The organism is Flavobacterium sp. NRK F7 (assembly GCF_024054195.1).
GTDB lineage: Bacteria > Bacteroidota > Bacteroidia > Flavobacteriales > Flavobacteriaceae > Flavobacterium.
Genome location: NZ_JAMXLB010000001.1, coordinates 459123 through 482972 on the forward strand (window position 1 = coordinate 459123; position 23850 = coordinate 482972).

21 protein-coding genes and 2 tRNA genes are annotated in these 23850 nt (G+C 32.7%); 10 read left to right on the forward strand and 13 right to left on the reverse strand.

Going from position 1 to position 23850, the window contains the following annotated elements; all coding sequences use genetic code 11:
* Nucleotides 1–82 precede the first annotated feature (82 nt).
* On the forward strand, nucleotides 83–1354 hold the full coding sequence (locus tag NHF47_RS01830) for an aryl-sulfate sulfotransferase (RefSeq protein ID WP_252763320.1): 1272 nt from the start codon (nucleotides 83–85) through the stop codon (nucleotides 1352–1354).
* 60 nt (nucleotides 1355–1414) lie between these two features.
* Entirely contained in the window at nucleotides 1415–4228 is a 2814-nt protein-coding gene (locus NHF47_RS01835) for a sialidase family protein (RefSeq protein WP_252763321.1), read from the forward strand.
* A gap of 64 nt (nucleotides 4229–4292) precedes the next feature.
* On the opposite strand, the gene aceA is transcribed toward NHF47_RS01835, so the two are convergent.
* Nucleotides 4293–5579 (reverse strand): isocitrate lyase, encoded by a 1287-nt coding sequence (gene aceA, locus NHF47_RS01840; RefSeq protein ID WP_252763322.1) that lies wholly within the window; start codon nucleotides 5577–5579, stop codon nucleotides 4293–4295.
* Nucleotides 5580–5603: 24 nt separating this feature from the next.
* The gene (gene aceB / locus NHF47_RS01845; protein ID WP_252763323.1) at nucleotides 5604–7205 is read right to left on the reverse strand and encodes a malate synthase A; all 1602 of its coding nucleotides are present in this window, start codon (nucleotides 7203–7205) and stop codon (nucleotides 5604–5606) included.
* 121 nt (nucleotides 7206–7326) lie between these two features.
* Between aceB and NHF47_RS01850 the strand changes: the two genes are divergently transcribed.
* Nucleotides 7327–8808: a helix-turn-helix domain-containing protein gene (locus NHF47_RS01850; RefSeq protein ID WP_252763324.1), complete on the forward strand. Its 1482-nt coding sequence runs from the start codon at nucleotides 7327–7329 to the stop codon at nucleotides 8806–8808.
* A gap of 9 nt (nucleotides 8809–8817) precedes the next feature.
* On the opposite strand, the gene NHF47_RS01855 is transcribed toward NHF47_RS01850, so the two are convergent.
* The gene (locus NHF47_RS01855) at nucleotides 8818–10173 is read right to left on the reverse strand and encodes a hydroxymethylglutaryl-CoA synthase family protein (protein ID WP_252763325.1); all 1356 of its coding nucleotides are present in this window, start codon (nucleotides 10171–10173) and stop codon (nucleotides 8818–8820) included.
* Nucleotides 10174–10468: 295 nt separating this feature from the next.
* Here NHF47_RS01855 and NHF47_RS01860 point away from each other — a divergent pair, with 295 nt between their 5' ends.
* The 4 genes from NHF47_RS01860 to NHF47_RS01875 all read left to right on the forward strand — a co-directional run bounded on the left by NHF47_RS01860 (nucleotide 10469) and on the right by NHF47_RS01875 (nucleotide 15146).
* Nucleotides 10469–11341: a hypothetical protein gene (locus tag NHF47_RS01860; RefSeq protein WP_252763326.1), complete on the forward strand. Its 873-nt coding sequence runs from the start codon at nucleotides 10469–10471 to the stop codon at nucleotides 11339–11341.
* Between the two features lie 143 nt (nucleotides 11342–11484).
* Nucleotides 11485–12354, forward strand: coding sequence for a succinate dehydrogenase cytochrome b subunit (locus tag NHF47_RS01865; protein ID WP_252763327.1), 870 nt, complete (start codon nucleotides 11485–11487; stop codon nucleotides 12352–12354).
* A 17-nt stretch (nucleotides 12355–12371) separates the two neighbouring features.
* The gene (locus tag NHF47_RS01870; RefSeq protein ID WP_252763328.1) at nucleotides 12372–14381 is read left to right on the forward strand and encodes a fumarate reductase/succinate dehydrogenase flavoprotein subunit; all 2010 of its coding nucleotides are present in this window, start codon (nucleotides 12372–12374) and stop codon (nucleotides 14379–14381) included.
* Between the two features lie 6 nt (nucleotides 14382–14387).
* Nucleotides 14388–15146: a succinate dehydrogenase/fumarate reductase iron-sulfur subunit gene (locus NHF47_RS01875; RefSeq protein WP_140998169.1), complete on the forward strand. Its 759-nt coding sequence runs from the start codon at nucleotides 14388–14390 to the stop codon at nucleotides 15144–15146.
* 58 nt (nucleotides 15147–15204) lie between these two features.
* Here the strand turns inward: NHF47_RS01875 and accC are convergent, their stop codons facing one another.
* From accC to pdxA, 6 genes are all read right to left on the reverse strand, one after another.
* On the reverse strand, nucleotides 15205–16557 hold the full coding sequence (accC, locus tag NHF47_RS01880) for an acetyl-CoA carboxylase biotin carboxylase subunit (protein WP_252763329.1): 1353 nt from the start codon (nucleotides 16555–16557) through the stop codon (nucleotides 15205–15207).
* A gap of 82 nt (nucleotides 16558–16639) precedes the next feature.
* Nucleotides 16640–17128, reverse strand: coding sequence for an acetyl-CoA carboxylase biotin carboxyl carrier protein (gene accB, locus NHF47_RS01885; protein ID WP_252766051.1), 489 nt, complete (start codon nucleotides 17126–17128; stop codon nucleotides 16640–16642).
* Nucleotides 17129–17153: 25 nt separating this feature from the next.
* A complete protein-coding gene (locus tag NHF47_RS01890; RefSeq protein ID WP_252763330.1) occupies nucleotides 17154–18152 on the reverse strand; it encodes a beta-ketoacyl-ACP synthase III in 999 nt (332 codons plus the stop codon).
* Between the two features lie 161 nt (nucleotides 18153–18313).
* On the reverse strand, nucleotides 18314–18508 hold the full coding sequence (gene rpmF, locus NHF47_RS01895; protein ID WP_026993360.1) for a 50S ribosomal protein L32: 195 nt from the start codon (nucleotides 18506–18508) through the stop codon (nucleotides 18314–18316).
* 9 nt (nucleotides 18509–18517) lie between these two features.
* Nucleotides 18518–19051, reverse strand: coding sequence for a DUF177 domain-containing protein (locus tag NHF47_RS01900; protein ID WP_252763331.1), 534 nt, complete (start codon nucleotides 19049–19051; stop codon nucleotides 18518–18520).
* Between the two features lie 87 nt (nucleotides 19052–19138).
* Nucleotides 19139–20182, reverse strand: a complete 1044-nt coding sequence (gene pdxA / locus NHF47_RS01905) for a 4-hydroxythreonine-4-phosphate dehydrogenase PdxA (RefSeq protein ID WP_252763332.1) — start codon at nucleotides 20180–20182, stop codon at nucleotides 19139–19141.
* Between the two features lie 58 nt (nucleotides 20183–20240).
* On the opposite strand from pdxA, the gene NHF47_RS01910 reads away from it, so the two are divergent.
* On the forward strand, nucleotides 20241–20831 hold the full coding sequence (locus NHF47_RS01910; RefSeq protein ID WP_252763333.1) for a riboflavin synthase: 591 nt from the start codon (nucleotides 20241–20243) through the stop codon (nucleotides 20829–20831).
* Here the strand turns inward: NHF47_RS01910 and NHF47_RS01915 are convergent.
* From NHF47_RS01915 to mce, 3 genes are all read right to left on the reverse strand, one after another.
* Complete coding sequence (locus tag NHF47_RS01915; protein WP_252763334.1) at nucleotides 20820–21035, reverse strand: hypothetical protein; 216 nt, start codon at nucleotides 21033–21035, stop codon at nucleotides 20820–20822. The two genes, NHF47_RS01910 and NHF47_RS01915, sit on opposite strands and share 12 nt — an antisense overlap.
* A gap of 212 nt (nucleotides 21036–21247) precedes the next feature.
* A tRNA-Ile gene (locus NHF47_RS01920) sits at nucleotides 21248–21321 on the reverse strand.
* Between the two features lie 105 nt (nucleotides 21322–21426).
* On the reverse strand, nucleotides 21427–21828 hold the full coding sequence (gene mce / locus NHF47_RS01925) for a methylmalonyl-CoA epimerase (RefSeq protein ID WP_252763335.1): 402 nt from the start codon (nucleotides 21826–21828) through the stop codon (nucleotides 21427–21429).
* A gap of 158 nt (nucleotides 21829–21986) precedes the next feature.
* On the opposite strand from mce, the gene rbfA reads away from it, so the two are divergent.
* Entirely contained in the window at nucleotides 21987–22379 is a 393-nt protein-coding gene (rbfA, locus tag NHF47_RS01930) for a 30S ribosome-binding factor RbfA (protein WP_140998111.1), read from the forward strand.
* 2 nt (nucleotides 22380–22381) lie between these two features.
* On the forward strand, nucleotides 22382–23581 hold the full coding sequence (locus NHF47_RS01935; protein WP_252763336.1) for an ABC transporter permease: 1200 nt from the start codon (nucleotides 22382–22384) through the stop codon (nucleotides 23579–23581).
* Nucleotides 23582–23611: 30 nt separating this feature from the next.
* Here the strand turns inward: NHF47_RS01935 and NHF47_RS01940 are convergent.
* Nucleotides 23612–23691 (reverse strand) — tRNA-Leu (locus tag NHF47_RS01940).
* Between the last annotated feature and the right edge of the window lie 159 nt (nucleotides 23692–23850).

The following is a 23850-nucleotide window of genomic DNA, read 5'->3' on the forward strand; positions in this document are numbered from 1 at the left end:
AAGGAGATTATTTGAAAACTGAAAAGGATATAAAATGGTTTTAAAACAAAAAAGCTATATTTACAAATAAAAAAAATTGAACATGAAAAAGTATTACAAAGGAATCTTACTTTTAGTTTTAACTTTAAATTTTAGTTGTTCTAAAGAGGATTCTGAAAAAAATGAACCCGTAGTAAACTTAGATCCAAAAGTTCAGTTATACAAAGCGGAAAAAATTGACGATAGTTATGTTTTTGCCATTGAAAATGGCGGAAAAAATTGTTATTTATTAAACAAACAAGGTTATAAGGTTAAAGAGTGGCTATTTGACTTGCGTTTTGGAAACGATATCGAAATCTTACCAAATGGTGAATTGATTGCTATGTATAAGCAAAACGTTTCACCTATAACTATAGGAGGTGCAGGCGGAATTATTCGTATCTTAAATTCTGACGGTTCCACCAAATGGGATTATCAATGTGCAGATGATGAAAAGGTAGCGCATCATGATGTAGAATTATTACCAAATGGAAATGTTTTATTTTTAGTTTGGGAAAAACTAACCCCTTCTCAAGCATTAAATTACGGTGTTGAAGTGGCAAATGATATTTTTCCAGAAGCATTATTTGAAGTTAATCCACAAACCAATCAATTGGTTTGGGAATGGCACAGTTATAATCATATTGTACAAGACACCAATAATACATTGGTTAATTATGGTCAAATTAATCAGTATCCAAACCGAATTAATTTTTCTTACAATGAAAGAACTGATGGAGATATTATGCATGCCAATGGAATAGATTATGATGAAGAAAAGGATGTGATCTATATGAGTGTTAATTTTTACAGTGAAGTTTGGGTAATCGATCATAGCACTACTACTATGGAAGCGGCATCTAATTCAGGTGGAAATTACAATAAAGGGGGTGATTTATTGTATCGCTTTGGCAATCCTAGTGCCTATAACCATCCATTTGGAGAACGCTTTTTGTTCAATAATCATTTTCCAAATTTAATTGAAAAAGAAGTTCCTGGAAAAGGAAACATGCTCATTTACTGTAACGGATCAAATGTAAATCAATCTACAGTTTACGAATTAGCCTTGCCTCAAAACTTTGAGTTATCAACTACAGCATCAAACGAACCGCAAATGGTTTGGAATTTTACGGATCCTGATTTATTCTATGATAAAATATCAGGAGCTGTAAGACTGAAAAACGGAAATACACTAATTACTGAAGGGGATTACGGCTATTGGGAAGTAACACCTGATAAAGAAGTCGTTTGGAAGTATTTTGGAGATAATCGAACTTTTTGGAGAGGTTACAATTACAATCTAGACGATTCCGCAATACAAAATTTAGGACTGTAACTCAACAAAAAATTTTATTATACCCAATAAATTGGTTATTTTCGAGGAAATTATTTTCTTATGAAAAAAGCAATTTATTGGGTATTTTTTTTAGCATTTGTACCAAGTTCATTTGGTCAGACCATGGATTTAAATGCAGTAAACCTTAGAAATATTGGCCCTAGCATAATGAGTGGCCGTATAGTTGATATCGCTGTAAATCCAAATAATCCAACCGAATTTTATGCTGCATATGCTTCTGGTGGTCTTTGGTATACCAATAACAACGGAACTTCTTTTGAACCTATAATGGATACGGCTCCTACATTAAATTGTGGCTCCGTTTCAGTGGATTGGAAAACGGGGACCATTTGGGTTGGAACAGGAGAAGTAAATTCTTCTCGCTCCTCATATGCTGGGATAGGAATTTTAAAATCAACAGACAAAGGAAATAGTTGGGAGAATATAGGTTTACAAGACAGTCATCATATTAGTAGAATTTGGGTAAACCCATTGAATAACAATGAAATTGTTGTTGGTGCTTTAGGACATTTGTACACTCCAAATGAAGAAAGAGGTGTATTTAAAACTATTGATGGTGGCAAAACATGGTCGAAAACTTTATTTATCAATTCAGACACTGGGATAATTGATATAGCTGTTGCGTCAGATAACCCTCAAATTATGTATGCTGCAGCATGGGAAAGGGAACGCAAGGCATGGAATTTTAAAGGCAATGGAAAAGGCTCAGGTATTTATAAAAGTGAAGACGGCGGAACTACTTGGTATTTAATTTCTAGAGATGACAGTGGATTTCCAAACAATGAGGGCGTAGGAAGAATTGGCTTAGCGGTTTTTAATCAAAATATTTTGTATGCTATTTTAGACAATCAAAATAACAGACCTGCTGTAGAAGAAACCACTATTAAAAGTAAAAAAATATCCCAATCGGACATGTTCAGTGTACCTGGTGAAATTTTTGTAGAAAAGTCCAACAAAGAAATTAATACCTACTTAAAAAAATACGGTATAACAGAGAAATATCGAGCAGAAACCCTTAAAAATTGGGTAAAAAACGGAAAAATACAACCAAAGGAACTCAAAACTATTTTACAAGATGCGAATAAAGCCTTATTTGAAACTGAAGTTATCGGTTGTGAAATCTACAAATCAATAGATGGCGGAAAGACCTGGCAGCGTACTCACGAAAATTATATAGACGATTTATATTATAGTTACGGGTATTATTTTGGAAACATTTCAGTTGATCCAAAAGACGAAAACCGTATTTATTTTGGTGGCGTGCCCTTACTTTTTTCCAATGATGGTGGAAAAACCATGAAAAATATTAGCACAGAAAATGTTCATGCAGATCACCATATAACTTGGATTAATCCTAATAATCCCAACCACATTATCAATGGTAATGATGGCGGAATAAACATTAGTTACGATAATGGAGCACATTGGAAAAAGTGTAATAATGAGGCTTTAGGCCAATTTTATGCTGTAAATATTGACCATAATGAATCGTATAATGTATATGGTGGCTTACAAGATAATGGGGTTTGGGTAGCCAATAATAATTACAGAAAATCAGATGCTTGGGAACAAGAAGGAAAATACCCTTACGAAAGTATTATGGGTGGTGATGGTATGCAAGTGCAAATTGACAAAAGAGATTCCAACATCGTTTATACGGGCTTCCAATTTGGTAATTATTTTAGATTAGATAGAAGCAAAAACACACAAGAATTTATTGCTCCTACATTACCAAAAGATACTAAAGAAAAACCCTTACGTTACAATTGGCAAACTCCTATATTATTATCTCCTCACAATCAAGATATTTTATATATGGGTTCCCAATTTTTACACCGTTCTATGAATCAAGGTACAACTTGGGAAAAAATCTCAACAGATCTTACCCATGGTAGCGTTGAAGGTAATGTAGCATTTGGTACACTAACTACCATTTCTGAAAGTCCGTTGCAATTTGGGTTGCTGTATACAGGTTCTGATGATGGAATCATTCATCTTTCCAAAGATGGCGGCATTTCATGGAATATCATTTCAAGTCAATTGCCTCAAAATTTATGGGTTTCTAGAGTAAAAGCATCTCAATTTAACAAAGAACGGGTTTATGCCACTTTAAATGGTTATCGAAACGATGATTTCAAACCTTATGTTTACTTTTCTGAAGATAATGGAGCCAATTGGCAAGACATTAGTGCCAACTTACCTCAAAGTCCTGTAAATGTTATTTTAGAAGACACTGAAAATGAAAATCTCCTTTTTGTAGGTACCGATAATGGTTTATTTGTTTCTTTAGACAAAGGAAAAACATGGATTGATTTTTCATCCCAAATGCCTCCTGTAGCCGTACATGATTTGGTCATCCAACCTAAAGCCAAAGATTTAATTGTAGGTACGCATGGTCGTTCATTATATAAGGTGAATATTGATAAAATACAATTGCTTTCATCGGAAATACTTTCAAAATCTTTGTATGTTTACGAAGTGCCATCAGTTAAAAAATCGGATCGTTGGGGTTCGAGTTGGAGTACTTGGTCAAAACCTTTTGAACCAAAAGCTGAAATTTGGTTTTATTCCAACACATCAGAAGAAGTTGAAATTACCATTGAAAATGAATTTGGGTTAACCGTTTTTTCTAAAAAAGTAGCCGCTAAAAAAGGCTTAAATTTAATTGAATACGATTACACCTTATCTAATGAAGTAATTAACAAATGGAAGAAAAAAGATAAAAAAGCCATCTTTGAAAAAGGAGATAATGACAAACAATACGTACTTCCTTCAAAATATAGTATTCATATCAAGAAAGGAAATGAAGAAGTTTTTACTCATTTAGAAGTTACAGAAAGCAAAAAAGCGTAATAAAAACAAAAGCCTTGAGAAATTTCTCAAGGCTTTTTGGTCAAACCAAATTATACTAAAAATATTAAAATTGCGCTACCTCAGTAGAATCTTTCATTGCTGTAGTAGAAGATCTATTGTTAGTAACGGTATTTTGAACCGCGTCAAAGTAGGTTGTACCTACAAATCCTTGGTGTTTTACTGCTTTAAAACCATCTTTTTGCAGAGCAAATTCTCTTTCTTGCAATTCAGAGTAACCTGCCATTCCTCTTTCTTTATACGCTTTTGATAATTCAAACATACTTGTATTCAAAGCGTGGAAGCCTGCTAAAGTGATAAATTGGAATTTATACCCCATTGCTGCTAAATCCTCTCTAAAAGTTTCCATTTCTGCAACGGTTAATTTTGCGGCCCAGTTGAAGGATGGCGAACAATTATAAGCTAACATTTTTCCTGGATATTTAGCATGAATAGCATCCGCAAATTGTTTGGCATATTTTAAATCGGGATTACTCGTTTCCATCCAAATTAAATCCGCATAAGGAGCATAACTCAAGCCTCTATCAATACCTTGTTCAATACCTGCATTCACATAGAAGAAACCTTCACTAGTTTTTTCACCTGTAATAAATTTAGCATCTCTTGGATCAATATCACTCGTTAGAAGATTAGCTGCATCTGCATCTGTTCTTGCTACGATTAAAGCAGGAACCCCCATAACATCTGTTGCCAAACGAGCGGCTACTAATTTATTAATTGCTTCTTGTGTAGGTACCAATACTTTTCCTCCTAAATGACCGCACTTTTTAGCAGAACTCAATTGATCTTCAAAATGAACTCCAGCAGCACCCGCTTCAATCATGGATTTCATCAATTCAAACGCATTTAGATTTCCACCAAAACCAGCTTCCGCATCAGCTACAATTGGTACTAAATAATCTTTTCTATCTTTTTCTGGCACTTGATTTACTACTTGTATTTGGTCTGCTCTTAACAATGCATTGTTAATTCTTTTTACCACAAGAGGCACACTGTTAGCTGGGTATAAAGATTGATCGGGATACATTTCTCCAGCCATATTGGCATCAGCAGCTACTTGCCACCCACTTAAATAAATCGCTTCTAAACCTGCTTCTACTTCTTGAATCGCTTGATTCCCAGTTAAAGCACCTAAACCAGCTACATAATCTTGCGCATTTAATTTTTTCCAAAGTTTCTCAGCTCCTAATTTTGAGATACTATGTTCAATTTTATAAGAACCTTGTAATTTAACTACTTCTTCAGCGGTATAAGGACGTTCAATTCCTTTCCATCTTTCGTTGGTTAACCAATCTGTAACTAATTCCTGAATTCTTGTTTCTACTGTTTTCATTTTTTTTATAAATAAAAGGTTGTGTTAAATGTATTTGTATGCTGTTAGGGTTAGAAAATCGATGAATGTATAATTCACCACCAAAATATCTAACAGTTGTTCGGCCAACTTATAATGGTATTTTTCATGATTCTCATCACCTACTTGGTTTCTAATTTTTTCATATTCTTCCATGGCAATTTTATCATAATATTTCTCAGTTAAGACTTTGCCATTATCTAAGGTTACGCCATTGCGAAGCCATTGCCATAATTGTGAACGAGATATTTCTGCAGTTGCAGCATCTTCCATTAAATGATTTAAAGCAGCAGCGCCTTGACCATTCAACCAAGAAGCGATATACAAAACGGAAATATTAATATTTTTACGAACGCCTGCTTCGGTAATCGTTCCTTGAGGCACTTCTAACAAATCAGCTTCTGAAATCGAAAGTTCATTTCGTTTCACATGAATTTGATTTTTAGTAGGCATGTTTTCATCGAAGACTTTCATCGCAACAGAAACTAAATCAGGATGTGCGACCCAAGTACCGTCATGACCATTTTTTACTTCACGCTCTTTATCAGCTTTTACTTTGTCGAATGCGATTTTATTAGCTGCTTCATCATTTTTAATAGGTATTTGAGCCGCCATTCCACCAATCGCATGAATATTTCTTTTGTGACATCTTTGGATTACCAATTCGGAATAGGCTTTCATAAAAGGGCTTGTCATGGTTACTTGATCACGATCTGGTACTAAAAATTTATCATTATTTCTAAATTTTTTGATATATGAAAAAATATAATCCCAGCGACCACAATTTAATCCTACAATATGATTTCTTAATTCATAAATAATTTCATCCAATTGAAAACTCGCAGTAATTGTCTCCACTAAAACGGTAGCTTTTAAAGTTCCTTTTTTAATATCTAGATAGTCTTCAGTAAATTCAAAAACGGCATTCCACCATCTTGCTTCTAAGTAATGCTCCAATTTGGGTAAATAGAAATAAGGAGCCGTATTGTTTTCTTTTAATTGTTTGTAATTATGAAAAACATACAATCCAAAATCAACCAAAGAACCTGAAGCTTCTTCATTATTAATTAAGATATGTTTTTCATTTAAATGAATCCCGCGAGGTCTTACTAACAAAACCGCGGTCTTTTCATTTAATTTGTATTCTTTATTCTTTTTTTCATCATATAAATAAATAGTTTTAGCGACAGCATCTTTTAAATTTTGTTGACCATTCATGATATTTTCCCAAGTTGGAGAAGTACTGTCTTCAAAATCAGCCATAAACGTTTTGGCACCAGAATTTAAAGCATTAATCACCATTTTACGATCTACTGGGCCTGTAATTTCCACTCTTCTATCTAATAAGTCTTCTGGTGTTGTTCCTGCAAACCAATCTTTTTCACGAATGTCTTTCGTTTCTTTTGGAAAACAAGGCAACTCACCTTCATCAAATTTTTGTTGTTGAACTTTTCTTTTTTCAAGTAATTCCAATCGTTTCTTATTAAACATTTCATGTAATTCCGTTAAAAAAAGAATCGCATCTTCGGTTAAAATAGCAGGGAATTGAGCAATTGCTTCTGGTGCTAACTCAAATGTTTTTGCTGTTGTTTCTAATTGATTTTCCATGACTTATTGTTTTTGTTGGTACAATATTATAAAAAAGTTTTTTACAAAACAAGCGAACGTACGCTAAAATGTAAAAAAATTATTTTTTTGTGATTTTAAATAATAGCGTATCTTTGAAATTATGAATTTAGAAAGAGATTATATCAAGCTGATTTTTGGCTTAAAATTAAAGCAGGCAAGAACCAACAAAGACTTGTCTTTATTTGGCTTAGCCAAAATAACAGGACTATCCAAGTCGTATTTAAATGAAATTGAAAAAGGAAAAAAATATCCAAAGACAGATAAGATTATTTTGTTGTCTGAAAAATTAGATGTTTCTTATGATAATATGGTGTCTTTGAAGTTAGACAATAATCTAGCTCCTATTGGTGAAATTCTAAATTCAGGAATATTAAAAGAAATTCCTTTAGACATTTTTGGAATTGAGGAAAGCGATTTAATTGACATCATTGCAAATGCTCCTGCAAAAGTAAATGCTTTTATTAGTACCATCATTGAAATTGCTCAACATTATAATTTATCTAGAGAAAGTTTTTTCTTAGCTTCCTTACGCTCCTATCAAGAAGCACAAAATAATTATTTTGAAGATTTAGAACAAAAAGTACTAGATTTTGCCAAAGCGTTTCATATAGATTTAGATTCAGAAATTGCTTTACAGGAATTACAATCTATTTTAATTGAAGAATACAATTATAAAATCGAAGTTTTAACTTTTAAAGAACAAAACGAACTGGGCGATTTACGTTCGATTTTTGTAGCCAAAAGCAAAACTTTATTAATCTCAACAGACGTAGACGATTCGCAAAAAGCCTTTATTTTCGCTAAGGAAATAGCCTATAATTTTTTACAAATTGAAGAACGATTGTACACTTTTAGTTGGATTAAGTTTGAAAATTTTGATCAAGTATTAAATAATTTCTACGCCTCTTATTTTGCAGGTGCTTTACTCTTGCCTAGAAAAAAAATGATTGAAAAATTAAATGTTTTTGTAGCAAAAGAAGATCCAAAACCGCAAGAATTTGTTCAATTAATTATTGATTTTAAAGTTTCTCCAGAATCTTTTTACCAAAGGTTAACCAATTTATTGCCCAAAGATTTTCAGTTAAAAAACTTATTCTTTTTACGTATGTCGCATAAAATTGGTAGCAACAATTATAAAATCAAAAAAGAATTACACATCACGAACCAACAAGAACCACATGCCAATGAAATGAATGAACATTACTGCAGAAGATGGGTTTCCGTTCGAACGATGGTGGAGTCTTTGAAACAAAATAAAGCACATTTTTTTGATGCTCAAATTTCTTGTTATGAAAATAGTAAAAATGAATATTTAGTTTTTTCTTCTGCTACTCCAGACCCATTTAAAAAAGACCACATTAGAAGTATTTCAGTTGGTATTCTCATTACACCTACACTCAAGAAAAAATTTAAATTTATTGATAATGAATCTATTACCAAACAAATTGTAGGCGTTACTTGTGAAACTTGTGCCGTTAAAGATTGTTCTGTAAGAGCGGCTGCTCCCATTCAGTTGGAACAGAAAATACGCAACGAAAATACCGATTTAATCGTGAATAAATATATTGAAAAATACAGTTAAAAAAACCAATTACTCTATCCATTTATAATATCGCGCCCCAATTAAATTGGGGTTTTCTTTTTCAATCAAATCAAGAACCCATTCCTTTTTGGGAAAACAAACACTTTTTTTTACTTCTTTTTTATGTAATTTTTCATAGGTTGTAAAATCTATTTTGTGACTTTTTTCTAAAGTTTCAAAAAGCTGTGTTTTTTCTAAAGCAGCTCTCCAGTTGCTTTGAACAACCCCTTCAAAGACTTTTGATTTCGAACCACTCCCATAGGCTAAAAAACCAAAAACGCTTCCTTCTATCGGAGTATTATTCGCATAAAAATGAGACAAAGTCGACAATAACCCCATAAAAACAGATCCTGTATACAAATTACCAATTAATGAAGAAGCTATTTCCGCAGGTTGCAATTTTTCAGTAACAAAATTTTGATACGCTTCTGATTTTCCTATTTCTTTTAATTTATTTTGGTAATCCAATGACTGTACATCCATTTCAATTTCCTTGGAATCCAAAGCATAAATTTCTGTCAACATTCTTCTACCTTGGAAAGAATAAGGCAGGTGCATCACAATACTAGCCCAAGAATTATAAATTGTTTCTTCTGAATTTTTCAGCTTTTTAAACAAAAAATAAGCCTCTCTGGTTCTATCCATATAACATTGATTCGAATATTGTCCGTCAAAAACAGGTTGGTCTTTATGAATTTCAATTTCAGTTTCTAAGTTAGAAAACCAATCTTCGTTATTCTCACTTCCAGTAATGGATGATTTAGCAATACTTCGATACGGTTTAAAAAAATCAAAAACTCCTTTTGTACTGGTTGCCCAATGATTTTCAAAAGCAATAATGCTAGGATTAGAAGTAATCAACATCGCTAAAGCACCAGCACCTTGTGTATATTCGCCCGTTGAATTTAAATCGTATTTTGCAATATCCGAAGTAACTACAATGGCTTTTTTCTCTGGATGTAATCGCACAAAATCCATACAGTTTTGCATTGCATCTACACCGCCAATACAGGCAAATGTAAAATCTACCGCATCACAGTGAGAAAGGCATCCTTGCCCAAATTTTTGTTCCATTAAAGACACTAAAAAAGAAGCAATCGGCTTAGAACTATCGATACTGCTCTCGGTTCCAACATATATTCTTGAAACATCACGCAAGTCAATTTGATGCTCTAAGATCAATGTTGTTAGTGCATTAGCTCCAAAAACTACCGTGTCTTGGTGTACATCAGGAAAAGTCATTTTTAACAATCCTAATCCTTTTTCTAATTTTGCAGCTTCAATTCCTCTTGCTTCTGCTAAATCATGTATAGGTAAATGCAATTTGGCTACATCAAAAGATATAGCATCAATCCCAACTTTCATAATCTCTCATTTTTAAAGCGGTTAAAATTACGATTAAGAACCAAAAAAAAACTACTATTGAATATTAGAAAATGGAATTATTAGTGATTTTTATGGATTTAAAAAAAATAGCTCTATTCAACTATAAAATTCACAATGCTACAACGTTTTATTTAAAAAAAAATTCAAAATTTACAAATAGTATTTTTAACACAATTAAGACTTTTTGTTAATAATAAAATACTACATTTACACGTTTTATTTGAAGAAGCTGTTGACCCATTAAAATAATAATTAGTAACCCATTAGAACAGAAATGAAGAAATATTTACCGATATTTATTTTGGCTTTAGGGATAAGTTTCTTTTCCTGTTCTGATAAAGATGATAATTTAGTAAACGATGAACCTCAATTAATAATCAAATTTGAGTTTAATCCAAATCAACAAAGGTTAGATAACTTAGGACAACCTGCTACTATACCATCTGGTCATGCTGCTCAATCCCCAATTTTTAATAGTATAAGCGCTCATTATTTTGAACTAAGCCCAAATGCTTATACACAACTTGGAGATGGAACCGTTTTATATCACGCTCCAGAAACCCTTACAGGAGGAGATTTAGCAATCGATTTTTCGCAAGCAACTGTTGTTTCTAATGGTGAAACTTTCTTGTCTATTCCTTTAAAAGAAGTAAATCAAGGAAGCTATCAATACGTCAGAGTCTCTTTATCATATCAAAATTATGACATTTCCATTTTAAACAACAACATAAATTACACCGCTACTTTAGAAAGTTTTGTGGGCTACAATACTTATATTACCACGCATCAAATAGAGAATAATATTTTTAATGTAAACGCTAACCGACTTCAAGGTTATTGGGCTCTAGGACTACATAATTACCCGTATGCTACTTCGGGTCAGGCTCCAGAAGGATCAACTACTGTTCCTAATCCTATTGCCACTACTTCAGCAATTCCGCAAGGTTCATGTGTTGTTACAGGCAAGTTTCCAACTAATTTAGTCATTACTGGAAGTGAAACCAAAGATATCATTATCACACTTTCTTTATCCACAAACAATAGTTTTGAATGGGAAGAAGTAAATAGGGATGGAAAATACGAACCAGCTGCTGGTGAGAACGTAATCGATATGGGAATTAGAGGTTTGGAACCATCCTACAAATAAATATTTACCAGATAACTTCTTGATTTACAAACCCAATTAAACATATTTTAAATTCATTATAAATTACCACTAAAAGGTTGTAGTTAAATTTTTTATGCTGTATTTTTGTTTGATTTTTAAAACTAGAACAATCAAATTAAATTATGGCAAAATCAGCACTTTTAAAGTCATCTATTGCTAAGAAATACTGGATGGCTCTTACAGGTTTATTTTTATGCTTGTTTTTAGCTGGTCACTTGGCTGGAAATCTTCAGCTTTTAGTACCAAATAACGCGTTGAATTTCAATCAATACGCATTATTTATGACCACTAATCCAGCAGTAAAAGTTCTTTCTTATTTAACGTACATTTCCATTCTTTTCCATGCTATTGATGGTTTTTTATTGACGTATCAAAACGCTAAAGCAAGACCAATTGGGTATGCCAAATCAAATCCTTCAGCAAACAGTAGTTTTTCGTCTAGAAACATGGCGCTATTAGGAACAATTGTATTGGTATTCATTGTGACACACATGGTCAATTTTTGGGCAAAAATGCATTTTGATCAAAACATGCCATTAATGACGCAGTCAATTGAAGGACAGCCTGGCATGAAACAAGATTTTTATGTTGGAACACAAGCGGGACAATATTATCCAGTAGAACAAGTAGAAATCGGAACACATACCGACGAACATAATCATGCGCCAAAGCAATTTAAATTGGTTAACAAAACCGAATTGTACCATGCGCAAGCGAATGTAAAAGTAGCTGACTTGTATAAAGATTTATATAAAATTACTTTAGCTTTCTTCAGAGATGCTAAATATGGTTTATATTTTACAATTGGTTATGTTTTAGCCATGTTTGCACTTGGTTTTCACTTATGGCACGGTTTCCAAAGCGCCTTTCAGTCTTTAGGATTAAACAGTCCTAAATATACTCCTTTAATCAAGTTTATTGGGAAAGCTTTTGCTGTAATTGTTCCTTTATTGTTTGCAATTATCCCATTATATATTCATTTTACTAAATAATCAACATCAGATACAATATGAAGTTAGATTCTAAAATACCAGAAGGACCATTAAATAAAAAATGGACTGATTATAAAGACCACTTAAAATTAGTTGCTCCAAATAATAGACCAAAATTAGACATTATAGTTGTAGGAACGGGTTTAGCAGGTGCATCAGCAGCAGCTTCTCTTGGAGAAATGGGTTATAATGTAAAAGCATTTTGTTTTCAAGATTCACCTCGTAGAGCGCACTCAATTGCTGCTCAAGGAGGTATTAACGCTGCGAAAAATTATCAAAATGACGGGGATAGTATTTACCGTTTATTTTATGACACTATAAAAGGTGGTGATTATAGAGCCCGTGAAGCAAACGTTCATCGTTTAGCTGAAGTTTCAGGAAACATTATCGACCAATGTGTCGCTCAAGGCGTGCCATTTGCACGTGATTATGGAGGAATGTTAGATAATCGTTCGTTTGGTGGTGTACAAGTACAACGTACATTTTATGCTGCTGGACAAACAGGTCAACAATTATTATTAGGTGCTTACTCGGCTTTATCGAGACAAATTGGTTTAGGACGTGTGAAAATGTACAACCGTCACGAAATGCTAGATTTAGTGAAAATTGATGGTAAAGCACGTGGAATTATTGCGCGTAATTTAATTACAGGTGAAATTGAAAGACATGCTGCACACGCTGTAGTTATTGCATCAGGTGGTTATGGAAATGTATATTTCTTATCTACAAATGCAATGGGTAGTAATGTAAGTGCAGGTTGGAAAATTCATAAAAAAGGAGCAGCGTTTGCAAATCCTTGTTATGTACAAATTCACCCAACATGTATTCCTGTTCATGGAACGAATCAATCGAAGTTAACGTTAATGTCTGAATCATTACGTAACTCAGGTCGTATATGGGTACCAAAGAAAAAAGAAGACGCAGAAGCTATTCGTGCAGGTAAATTAAAACCAACACAAATTGCTGAAGAAGATAGAGATTATTATTTAGAAAGAAGATATCCAGCTTTTGGTAACTTAGTACCTCGTGATGTTGCTTCTCGTGCTGCAAAAGAGCGTTGTGATGAAGGTTTTGGAATTGAAGCTAATGATACCAATGAAGGAGTTTATCTAGATTTCTCTTCAGAAATTAAAAATAAAGGAAAAGAAGTGGCTTATGCTCAAGGAAATCACAATCCTTCAGAAGAAGAAATTATCACTCTAGGAAAAAAATGGATTGAAGAAAAATATGGTAACTTATTTGAAATGTATGAAAAAATTACAGATGAGAATCCATATGAAACACCTATGAAAATTTATCCTGCAGTGCACTATACGATGGGTGGTGTTTGGGTAGATTACAACTTACAATCAACTATTCCAGGTTGTTTTGTGGCTGGTGAAGCCAACTTCTCTGACCACGGTGCAAATAGATTGGGTGCCTCAGCATTAATGCAAGGTTTGGCCGATGGTTATTTTGTACTTCCCTATACGGTTTCCAATTATTTAGCTGACGAAATTAGAACAGGTAAAATTTCTACAGATGCTCCTGAATTTGCTGAAGCTGAAAAAAATGTGAAAGACAGCATTAATATGTTCTTAAACAATAATGGAACAAAATCGGTTGATTATTTCCATAAGAGGTTAGGACATGTAATGTGGAATAAGGTGGGTATGGCGCGTAACGAACAAGGGCTGAAAGAAGCTATTGCAGAAATTGGTCAAATTAGAGACGAATTCTACAAAGACGTATATGTACCTGGAAATGCTGATGAACTTAATCCAGAATTAGAAAAAGCACTTCGAGTTGCTGATTTCTTGGAATTAGGTCAATTAATGGCAATGGATGCCTTACAAAGAAATGAATCTTGTGGAGGACACTTTAGAGAAGAATATCAAGATGCTGAGGGTGAAACCTTACGTGATGATGAAAACTTCTCTTTTGTAAGTGCTTGGGAATACAAAGGTCAAGACACAACAAAAGCAGAATTACACAAAGAAGAATTGAAGTATGAATTCATTAAAATTGCCGCTAGAAACTATAAATAAGAAATTATGAGTACAGCAAAAAACATAAATATAAACCTTAAAATTTGGCGTCAAAAAAACGCTAATGATAAAGGAGGAATTGTAGATTATAAATTAGATAATGTATCTACTGCAAGTTCGTTTTTAGAAATGCTAGATCAATTAAACGAACAATTAATTAACAACAAACAAGAACCAGTTGCTTTTGATCATGACTGTAGAGAAGGTATTTGCGGAATGTGTTCTTTATATATTAACGGTAGAGCACACGGACCTGAAACTGGAACAACTACATGTCAACTTCATATGAGAAAGTTCAAAGATGGTGATACTATTTACATTGAACCTTTTAGAAGTAAAGCTTTCCCTGTTGTAAAAGATTTAGTTGTTGATAGAAGTTCGTTTGATAGAATTCAGCAAGCAGGAGGATTTGTTTCTGTTAACACATCAGGTAATACAATAGATGCTAATGCTACTCCTGTACCAAAAGACGATGCAGACAAAGCATTTATGGCTGCAGCCTGTATTGGTTGTGGTGCTTGTGTGGCAACTTGTAAAAACGGCTCTGCAATGCTTTTTGTAGGCGCAAAAGTATCTCAGTATGCACTATTGCCTCAAGGTAAAGTAGAGGCCGCACAACGTGTTCAAAACATGGTAAGACAAATGGATGAAGAAGGCTTTGGTAACTGTACCAATACAGGAGCTTGTGAAATAGAATGTCCTAAAGGTATTTCATTAGAAAATATTGCTCGTATGAATAGAGAATTTTTAAAAGCAAGTTTATAATAGCATTCTTATACTAAATAAAAAACTCCCGATTTTCATCGGGAGTTTTTTTATTGTTTTACTCTTCTATTTTTTCTTTCATTGTGAAAGTTTCCATAAATTTTGTGGTGTAATTACCCTCAACATAATCTGGCTCATCCATAAGTTGTCTATGAAACGGAATAGTGGTTTTAATTCCTTCTATAACAAACTCATCTAAAGCCCTTTTCATCTTATTGATTGCTTCTTCTCTTGTTTGAGCAGTAGTAATTAATTTAGCAATCATAGAATCATAATTAGGAGGAATAGTATATCCAGCATACACATGCGTATCCAAACGCACACCATGCCCTCCAGGAGAGTGTAAAACTGTTATTTTACCTGGAGAAGGTCGAAAATCATTATAGGGATCTTCAGCATTAATACGACATTCTATAGAGTGCAATTGAGGAAAATAATTTTTACCAGAAATAGGCACACCTGCTGCGACTAAGATTTGCTCTCTAATCAAGTCATAATCAATTACCTGTTCCGTAATTGGATGTTCTACCTGAATACGCGTATTCATTTCCATAAAATAGAAATTTCTATGCTTATCTACTAAGAATTCAACAGTTCCAGCTCCTTCATATTTAATAAATTCCGCAGCTTTAACCGCTGCATCACCCATTTTATTACGTAGTTCATCGGTCATAAAAGGAGAAGGTGTTTCTTCTGTCAGCTTTTGATGTCTTCTTTGAACTGAACAATCTCTTTCAGATAAGTGACATGCTTTACCAAAAGAATCCCCAATCACCTGAATTTCAATATGTCTTGGTTCTTCAATTAATTTTTCCATATACATCCCATCATTACCAAAAGCAGCACCAGCTTCTTGACGAGCGCTTTCCCAAGCTTTTAACAAATCTTCAGGCTTCCAAACTGCTCTCATTCCTTTTCCACCACCACCAGCTGTTGCTTTAAGCATCACAGGATAACCCATATCCTTTGCAATTTTTTGAGCTTGTTCAAAAGATTCTAAAATACCATCAGAACCAGGAACACAAGGCACACCAGCTGCTTTCATTGTAGCTTTAGCAGTAGCTTTATCACCCATTTTATCTATCATTTCAGCAGAAGCTCCAATGAATTTGATACCATGTTCTTCACATATTTTTGAAAATTTAGCATTCTCAGACAAAAAACCATATCCAGGATGTATTGCATCTGCATTTGTAATTTCTGCAGCAGCAATAATATTAGACATCTTTAAATAAGAAAGGTTGCTTGGAGGAGGTCCAATACATACTGCTTCATCTGCAAAACGCACATGTAAACTGTCTGCATCAGCTGTAGAATAAACAGCAACAGTTTTAATTCCCATCTCTTTACAAGTTCTAATTACACGTAAGGCAATTTCCCCTCTATTTGCAATTAATATTTTTTTAAACATAATATTTTTAATTAGATAATTAGACAATATGTCAATTAGACAAAAAGAAGTAATTACTTCTAAATACTAATTTCTAACTTTATTAAGATGGATCAACTAAAAATAAAGGTTGGTCAAATTCTACTGGTGAAGAATCGTCAACTAATATTTTAACAATTTTACCAGAAATTTCTGATTCAATTTCGTTAAATAATTTCATAGCTTCAATTACACAAACTACATCACCTTTAGAAACAGAGCTACCTACTTCTACAAAAACAGGTTTGTCTGGAGCTGGTTTTCTATAAAAAGTACCAATTATTGGCGATTTTATAGTAATATATTTTGAATTGCCATCCGCTTCTTTAGTTGTTTGTGGAGTTACTGGAGCTGTTGGAGCAACAGGTTGATTCGCTGGAGCTTGTGGTAAAGCATTAGAAACGGGAACTTGTTGTACATAAGTAGTTGTACTTTCTGCACCTTCACTTGTAGTTTTTATGGTGATTTTAAAATCATCCATTTCTAACTTTACTTCGGTAGCTCCTGATTTAGCTACAAATTTAATTAGGTTTTGAATTTCTCTAATATCCATACTATTTGACATTTGGTTTGGTTTGTTATTGTTTATTATAAGCCCATTTCAGATAAATCGCTCCCCATGTGAAGCCACCTCCAAAGGCTGCAAAAATAATATTATCTCCCTTTTTTAATTGACTCTCAAAATCACATAATAGCAACGGTAAAGTTGCAGAGGTAGTGTTGCCATAACGGTGAATGTTTACTAACACCTTAGACTCTTCAACTCCCATTCTATTAGCGGTAGCATCAATAATTCTCTTATTTGCTTGATGTGCAACCAACCAATTTACATCATCATGTGTAAGTTGGTTTCTTTCCATTATTTTTTCGCTCACATCAGCCATTCCAGACACTGCATATTTAAAAACAGTCTTCCCATCTTGAAATACATAATGCTGTTTGTTTTTTACAGTTTCTTCAGAAGCTGGTAAAATAGAACCTCCAGCCTCAATTTTTAGAAACTCTCTACCCACTCCATCACTTCTTAAGATTTCATCTTGCAACCCTAATCCGTCTTCATTAGGTTCAAACAATACAGCTCCACCTCCATCACCAAAAATGATACAAGTAGCTCTATCTGTGTAATCAATAATAGACGACATTTTGTCTGCACCTATTAATAAGACTTTTTTATATTTTCCGGATTGTATGTAAGCAGAAGCAGTAGACATTCCATAAAGAAAACTGGAACATGCAGCTTGCAAGTCAAAAGCGAAAGCATTTGTTGCTCCAATTTGGGTAGCAACATAAACCCCTGTAGAAGCAACTGGCATATCTGGTGTTGCCGTTGCCATAATTACTAAATCAATTTCTTTTGGATCAATGTTAGCTTTATCAATTAGATTTTGAGCAGCTTTTATTGCCAAAAAGGAAGTTCCTTCACCTTCTTCCTTTAAAATTCTTCTTTCTTTAATTCCCGTTCTAGTGGTAATCCATTCATCGTTGGTTTCTACCATTTTTTCCAACACTTGATTAGACAACACATAATCAGGAACGTATGAGCCAATAGCTGTTATTGCGGCTGTAATTTTATTCATAAAAATAATTTTTCTTTTTTAATAATCGCTTAATAAAAAAGTGTTTGAAATTACAAAAAAAAAATCAAACCTGTGTAAAATAAAGTTATTAATATGACAAAAAGCATATTAACAAAAAAACTCTCACTGCGTGAGAGTTTTTCTCTATTTCATTGAAGCAATTAAGCTACTGCCTCAGCTTTATCAATTACTACTTGACCTCTGTAGTACATTTTACCTTCATGCCAGTAAGCTCTGTGGTATAAATGTGCTTCACCTGTAACAGGACATGTTGCAATTTGAGGAACAGACGCTTTATAGTGCGTTCTTCTCTTGTCTCTTCTCGTTTTCGAGGTTTTTCTCTTAGGATGTGCCATTTTACTATATTATTTATCCGTTAATAGTTTTTTTAAATTCTCCCACCTTGGGTCTATATTCTCTTCTTCCTTTTTATCTTCTTTTGGAGATAAAGCATCTAATTTATCTAAAACATCCGTTTTTAAAGTTCCGTCTTTTACACCTGGGTGAATTCTTTTAAAAGGAACAGAAAGAACAACCATTTCATATATATATTGAGACACATCTACCTGAAACTCACCGTGTGGCAAAATGAGCAACTCTTCATTTTCATCATTAAATGAATCTCCAAAATTCACAATCAACCTCAATTTACCTTTAACGGGTAAATCGAAAGGCTCATTAGTTAAATCACAAGGAACATTTACTATTCCTTTATGCTTGAAGTTCAACTCAAGCATCGTACTTTTCTTCTCTAATATTAAATCTACTTTAATAGCTACACTATTAAATTCTTCAAAATTAAAGTGTTCAAAGAACGAATTATCTAACTGATATTCAAACTGATGCTTTCCGATTTTTAATCCAGAAAACTGAATTAAATATGCTTTTAAATTTTTCATAACAACAGTCAACCTTTCTTTAAGGGGTTGCAAAGATATAAAATTATTATAAATTCAAACACGTTATAAACATTTTTTTGTTTACAACTAATTTTGTTTTGCTTTCAAGGGCTTTTTTGTAAGTTCTTGATATTCATTTCGCTTTTTATAAATATCCAAAGCTAAATAAACCGCTTCTTTAAATGAATCGTTTTTCGCAATTCCTTTACCTGCAATTTCAAAAGCAGTTCCATGATCTGGAGAAGTACGTATTCTATTTAACCCAGCCGTATAATTCACTCCATTACCAAAAGATAAGGTTTTAAAAGGAATTAACCCTTGATCGTGATACATTGCTAAAATAGCATCATATTTTTCATATTGTAAAGAGCCGAAAAAACTATCGGAAGCATAAGGACCAAAAACCAATTGACCTAAATCAAACATTTTTTTTACTGCTGGTTTAATCACTCTTTCTTCTTCATCACCTATAACACCATTGTCACCACTATGAGGGTTTAAACCCAAAATAGCGACTTTAGGCTTAGAAATACCAAAATCTTGTTGTAAGGTTTTTACAATTGTCCCCACTTTTCTCTCCAACAATTCTTCCGTCAAATAATTTGAAATTTCATTAACAGGAATATGGTCCGTAAGAAGCCCTACTCTTAATTTATCATGCACCATTAACATTAAAGCACTACCTGACAACTCTTTATCTAAATAATCGGTGTGACCTGGAAATTTAAAATCTTCAGATTGAATGTTATACTTATTTATTGGAGCAGTAACCAATACATCTATCTGACTGTCCTTAAGTGCCTTAGTTGCTGCCATAAAAGATTTTATTGCATATTTACCAACTACCTCATCATTTTTTCCAAACTCTAAATTCACACCTTCCTTCCATACATTCAAAACATTAATTTTCCCTAAAACGATCTGTTCCAAAGCATCTATTCCATGCAAACTAGAATCTAAAGCAAGGTTCTTTTTTAAAAAAGACACAATTTTAACATTTGCAAAAATAACAGGAGTACAAAGCTCAAGCATTCTATTATCTTCAAAGGTTTTCAAGATTACTTCAGGACCAATTCCATTCAAATCTCCTATTGATATTCCTACAATTATATTTTCTGCTTTTTTAACCATAACTAGTTAGTATTTATTGCTTACTTTTGAGCTACAAATTTAGTAAAATAAATCAGTTATGTTTACAGGTATTATCGAAACATTAGGAACCCTACAAGAAATAAGTCAAGAGAAAGAAAACTTACATTTAAAAATCGAATCCAATCTAACCAATGAATTAAAAATTGACCAAAGCGTGGCTCATAATGGCATTTGTCTAACGGTAGTAGCAATAGAAAATGACACCTATACCGTTACCGCAATTAAAGAAACAATCGACAAAACAACTATTTCATCTTGGAAACCAAAAGACAAGATAAACTTAGAAAGAGCCATGAAACTTGGAGATCGCCTTGACGGTCATATAGTTCAAGGACATGTTGACCAAACGGGGACTTGTATCAATATCAAAGAAGCAGATGGGAGTTGGTATTTTACTTTTGAGTATGACAAAGCTCAAAGCAATATTACAATTGAAAAAGGCTCAATAACCGTAAATGGAACAAGTTTGACTGTGGTCGATTCTAAATTAAATCAATTTTCAGTAGCTATTATTCCATATACATACGAAAACACTAACTTTAAAACATTTAAAGTTGGCACAATAGTCAATCTAGAATTTGATGTTATAGGAAAATATGTAAAAAGAATACAAGATTTAAGACTGTAAAAAATTATTTAAATTTTTTTTTAAATCCGCTTTCCTTATAATATAATAACCAAAAATTAAGCCTGCAAATATCATAGCTACAACTCCATTGTCTATAGGCAACCCAGGCGGAGGAGTTGGTGGTGGTGGAGGTGGTGTCGAATCAGAAAAAACATTCTGAAAAGACATCAAAACTAATAAAAGAATAAGTCTTTTGTTCATCATAATTTCCATTAGGTTACAAAAATAAAAACTTTTTCCTATTTTAAAAGAAAATTGTTCTTTAATATTTTATGAATAAATTGAGGCCAATCATTTTATTACTTACGAAAATATAAATATTTCTGTATTAAACAATTTTTTTTTAACAAAAACTTTTAAAAATGTTTTTCTTATTAAAAAACAAAATAGCCTTCAATGAAGGCTATTTTGTTTAGTGGTCCCACCTGGGCTCGAACCAGGGACCACCTGATTATGAGTCAGGTGCTCTAACCAACTGAGCTATAGGACCAGTTGTTTCAACTTTAAAGTTGTTCCAACAAACAAAGTCCAAGACTTTATTTTGAGGATGCAATATTACTACTATTTTTTTTTCGTTGCAACATTTTTCAGTATTTTATTTTATCTCCTGACAAAGCTCTATCAAAACGCCATTAGTTTCTTTAGGATGTAGAAATGCGACCCACTTATTATCAGCTCCTTTTTTCGGTTTTTCGTTTAACAAAACAAAACCTTCTTGCTGCAATCGTTTCATTTCTTCTAAAATATCATCTACTTCAAAAGCAATATGATGAATTCCCTCACCTCTTTTTTCTATAAATTTTGCAATAGGACTAGTTTCATTTGTAGCCTCCAGCAGCTCTATTTTGTTTGGCCCCACTTGAAAAAAAGAAGTTTTCACTCCTTCCGTTACTACTTCTTCTTCTTTGTAAGAAGCAACCCCTAACAATTTTTCATAAATTTTGTTTGAAACCTGTAAATCTTTAACCGCAATTCCTATATGTTCAATTTTTCTCATACTACCAATATTCCATTTTATATAACAACAAAGATATAAGACTTTCTATAAACATTTGGCATTTGTCGTCTAATCATTTATAAAATAAATTTGTAAAAAGATAAGCTTCAAAATAATAAATAAAGTAAAGTTTCTACTTTATTGTTTATTTTTGCAATATGGAAACGAATCGACAAAAAAAAATAGGCGCATTACTCCAAAATGATTTGGTAGATATATTGCAAGGAGAAATACGAAAAAATGGAATTACCAATTTAGTTATTTCGGTATCCAAAGTCAATGTTACTTCCGATTTATCTATCGCAAAAGTATTTTTGAGTGTTTTCCCTACCGATAAAGCAGGTGAAATCTTAAATGCAATCAAAACCAATACACCTTTAATTAAGCATGATTTATCTCAAAGAGTAAAAAATCAATTAAGAAAAGTACCTAATCTTATTTTTTATATAGATGATAGTTTAGATTACATTGAAAAAATTGACAATGCTTTGAGCGGAAAAGAGAATCCTGTACTAAATCCAGATCTTTTAGATAAAAGAAAGAAGTCGTAATCTTGAATTTACCGTTTTACATAGCCAAAAGATATGCTGTTAGTTTTAGTAAAAATTCAGCAATAAATACGATAACAATAATCTCATCAATAGCTATTGTTGCAAGTGCTATGTCTTTATTTGTCTTCTTATCAATATTTAGTGGACTAAGAGAGTTTACCTTAAGTTACAGCAATTCTTCAGATCCTGATTTCAAAATTGAACCACGTATTGGAAAATCCTTTATTTTAAGCCAAGAAGAAGAATCGCAACTAAAAAACAATAAATCCATTGCTTTTTTTAGTAAAATAATAGAAGATCGAGTTCTTTTTCAGTATGATAAAAAAGAGCAAATAGCCACTATTAAAGGTGTTGATAGTATTTTTAGTAAAGTAACCAAAACTAGTGATTACGTATATATAGGAAACTGGATAAGTCCCAATTCCAATCAAGCAATAATTGGAAGTGAAATTGCCCGAAAACTTTCCTTAGGATTATTTGATTATCAAAACACATTGGATGCCTATGCTCCAAAACCTGGCAAAGGACTTATTGAAAAAAGTGAAAACGCATTTAATATTATTGCCTTACAACCTGTGGGCATGTTCAATATAAACGAAGACATTGATGGAAAATATATTTATTGTGACATTCAATTAGCACGAAAATTATTTGATTTCAAAAGCAATCAAATTAGCAGTATTGAATTCAAAACACTACCTAATACTTCTGAAGAAACTATTGTTACTGAATTAAAAGAAATTTTCAAAGACAAGGTAACTATTAAAACGAAAGCGCAATTGAATGACTCTTTATATAAGATGCTAAATTCAGAAAATTTATTTATCTATTTATTTAGCACCTTAATCGTTATTTTAACCCTTTTCTGCTTAGCGGGTGCTATTGTTATGATAATCATCGACAAAAAAGAAAACATCAATACACTTTATAATATAGGGCTAACTTTTCAAGAGATAAGAAATGTATTTTTTGTACAAGGCATTATCATTACTTTATTTGGACTTTTATTTGGATTAGTATTAGGAACACTTCTTATTGTAATCCAACAACAGTTTTCGGTATTAATGATTACTTCAAGTATTGCCTATCCTGTTCAATTTAAATTAGCCAATATCCTATTAGTCATTGGAACTATTATTCCTTTGGGTGTAATTTCATCTTGGATTGCTTCAGGAAGAGTAAATAAAGAAATTTTAAAATAAAAAAGCTTCAACAAATGTTGAAGCTTTTAGTACCTTGGGTGGGAATCGAACCCACACTCCGAAGAACACGAGTTTGAGTCGTGCGCGTCTACCAATTCCGCCACCAAGGCAGGAAAACAAATCTAAAATTAGATTCATTTTGTTTTCGAGAGTGCAAATGTAATTATTTTTTCAAAAAACTAAACTAAAATACTTGAAAATTTACTTTCAGAGTCCAAATTTATTTCTAAATTTGCACCTCGTTAATACAACACAACACTAAACAACTA

Coding starts and splice junctions, on each gene's coding strand:
- NHF47_RS01830 (WP_252763320.1), top strand. CDS start 83: ATGAAAAAGTATTACAAAGGAATCTTACTTTTAGTTTTAACTTTAAAT.
- NHF47_RS01835 (WP_252763321.1), top strand. CDS start 1,415: ATGAAAAAAGCAATTTATTGGGTATTTTTTTTAGCATTTGTACCAAGT.
- aceA (WP_252763322.1), bottom strand. CDS start 5,579: ATGAAAACAGTAGAAACAAGAATTCAGGAATTAGTTACAGATTGGTTA.
- aceB (WP_252763323.1), bottom strand. CDS start 7,205: ATGGAAAATCAATTAGAAACAACAGCAAAAACATTTGAGTTAGCACCA.
- NHF47_RS01850 (WP_252763324.1), top strand. CDS start 7,327: ATGAATTTAGAAAGAGATTATATCAAGCTGATTTTTGGCTTAAAATTA.
- NHF47_RS01855 (WP_252763325.1), bottom strand. CDS start 10,173: ATGAAAGTTGGGATTGATGCTATATCTTTTGATGTAGCCAAATTGCAT.
- NHF47_RS01860 (WP_252763326.1), top strand. CDS start 10,469: ATGAAGAAATATTTACCGATATTTATTTTGGCTTTAGGGATAAGTTTC.
- NHF47_RS01865 (WP_252763327.1), top strand. CDS start 11,485: ATGGCAAAATCAGCACTTTTAAAGTCATCTATTGCTAAGAAATACTGG.
- NHF47_RS01870 (WP_252763328.1), top strand. CDS start 12,372: ATGAAGTTAGATTCTAAAATACCAGAAGGACCATTAAATAAAAAATGG.
- NHF47_RS01875 (WP_140998169.1), top strand. CDS start 14,388: ATGAGTACAGCAAAAAACATAAATATAAACCTTAAAATTTGGCGTCAA.
- accC (WP_252763329.1), bottom strand. CDS start 16,557: ATGTTTAAAAAAATATTAATTGCAAATAGAGGGGAAATTGCCTTACGT.
- accB (WP_252766051.1), bottom strand. CDS start 17,128: ATGGATATTAGAGAAATTCAAAACCTAATTAAATTTGTAGCTAAATCA.
- NHF47_RS01890 (WP_252763330.1), bottom strand. CDS start 18,152: ATGAATAAAATTACAGCCGCAATAACAGCTATTGGCTCATACGTTCCT.
- rpmF (WP_026993360.1), bottom strand. CDS start 18,508: ATGGCACATCCTAAGAGAAAAACCTCGAAAACGAGAAGAGACAAGAGA.
- NHF47_RS01900 (WP_252763331.1), bottom strand. CDS start 19,051: ATGAAAAATTTAAAAGCATATTTAATTCAGTTTTCTGGATTAAAAATC.
- pdxA (WP_252763332.1), bottom strand. CDS start 20,182: ATGGTTAAAAAAGCAGAAAATATAATTGTAGGAATATCAATAGGAGAT.
- NHF47_RS01910 (WP_252763333.1), top strand. CDS start 20,241: ATGTTTACAGGTATTATCGAAACATTAGGAACCCTACAAGAAATAAGT.
- NHF47_RS01915 (WP_252763334.1), bottom strand. CDS start 21,035: ATGATGAACAAAAGACTTATTCTTTTATTAGTTTTGATGTCTTTTCAG.
- mce (WP_252763335.1), bottom strand. CDS start 21,828: ATGAGAAAAATTGAACATATAGGAATTGCGGTTAAAGATTTACAGGTT.
- rbfA (WP_140998111.1), top strand. CDS start 21,987: ATGGAAACGAATCGACAAAAAAAAATAGGCGCATTACTCCAAAATGAT.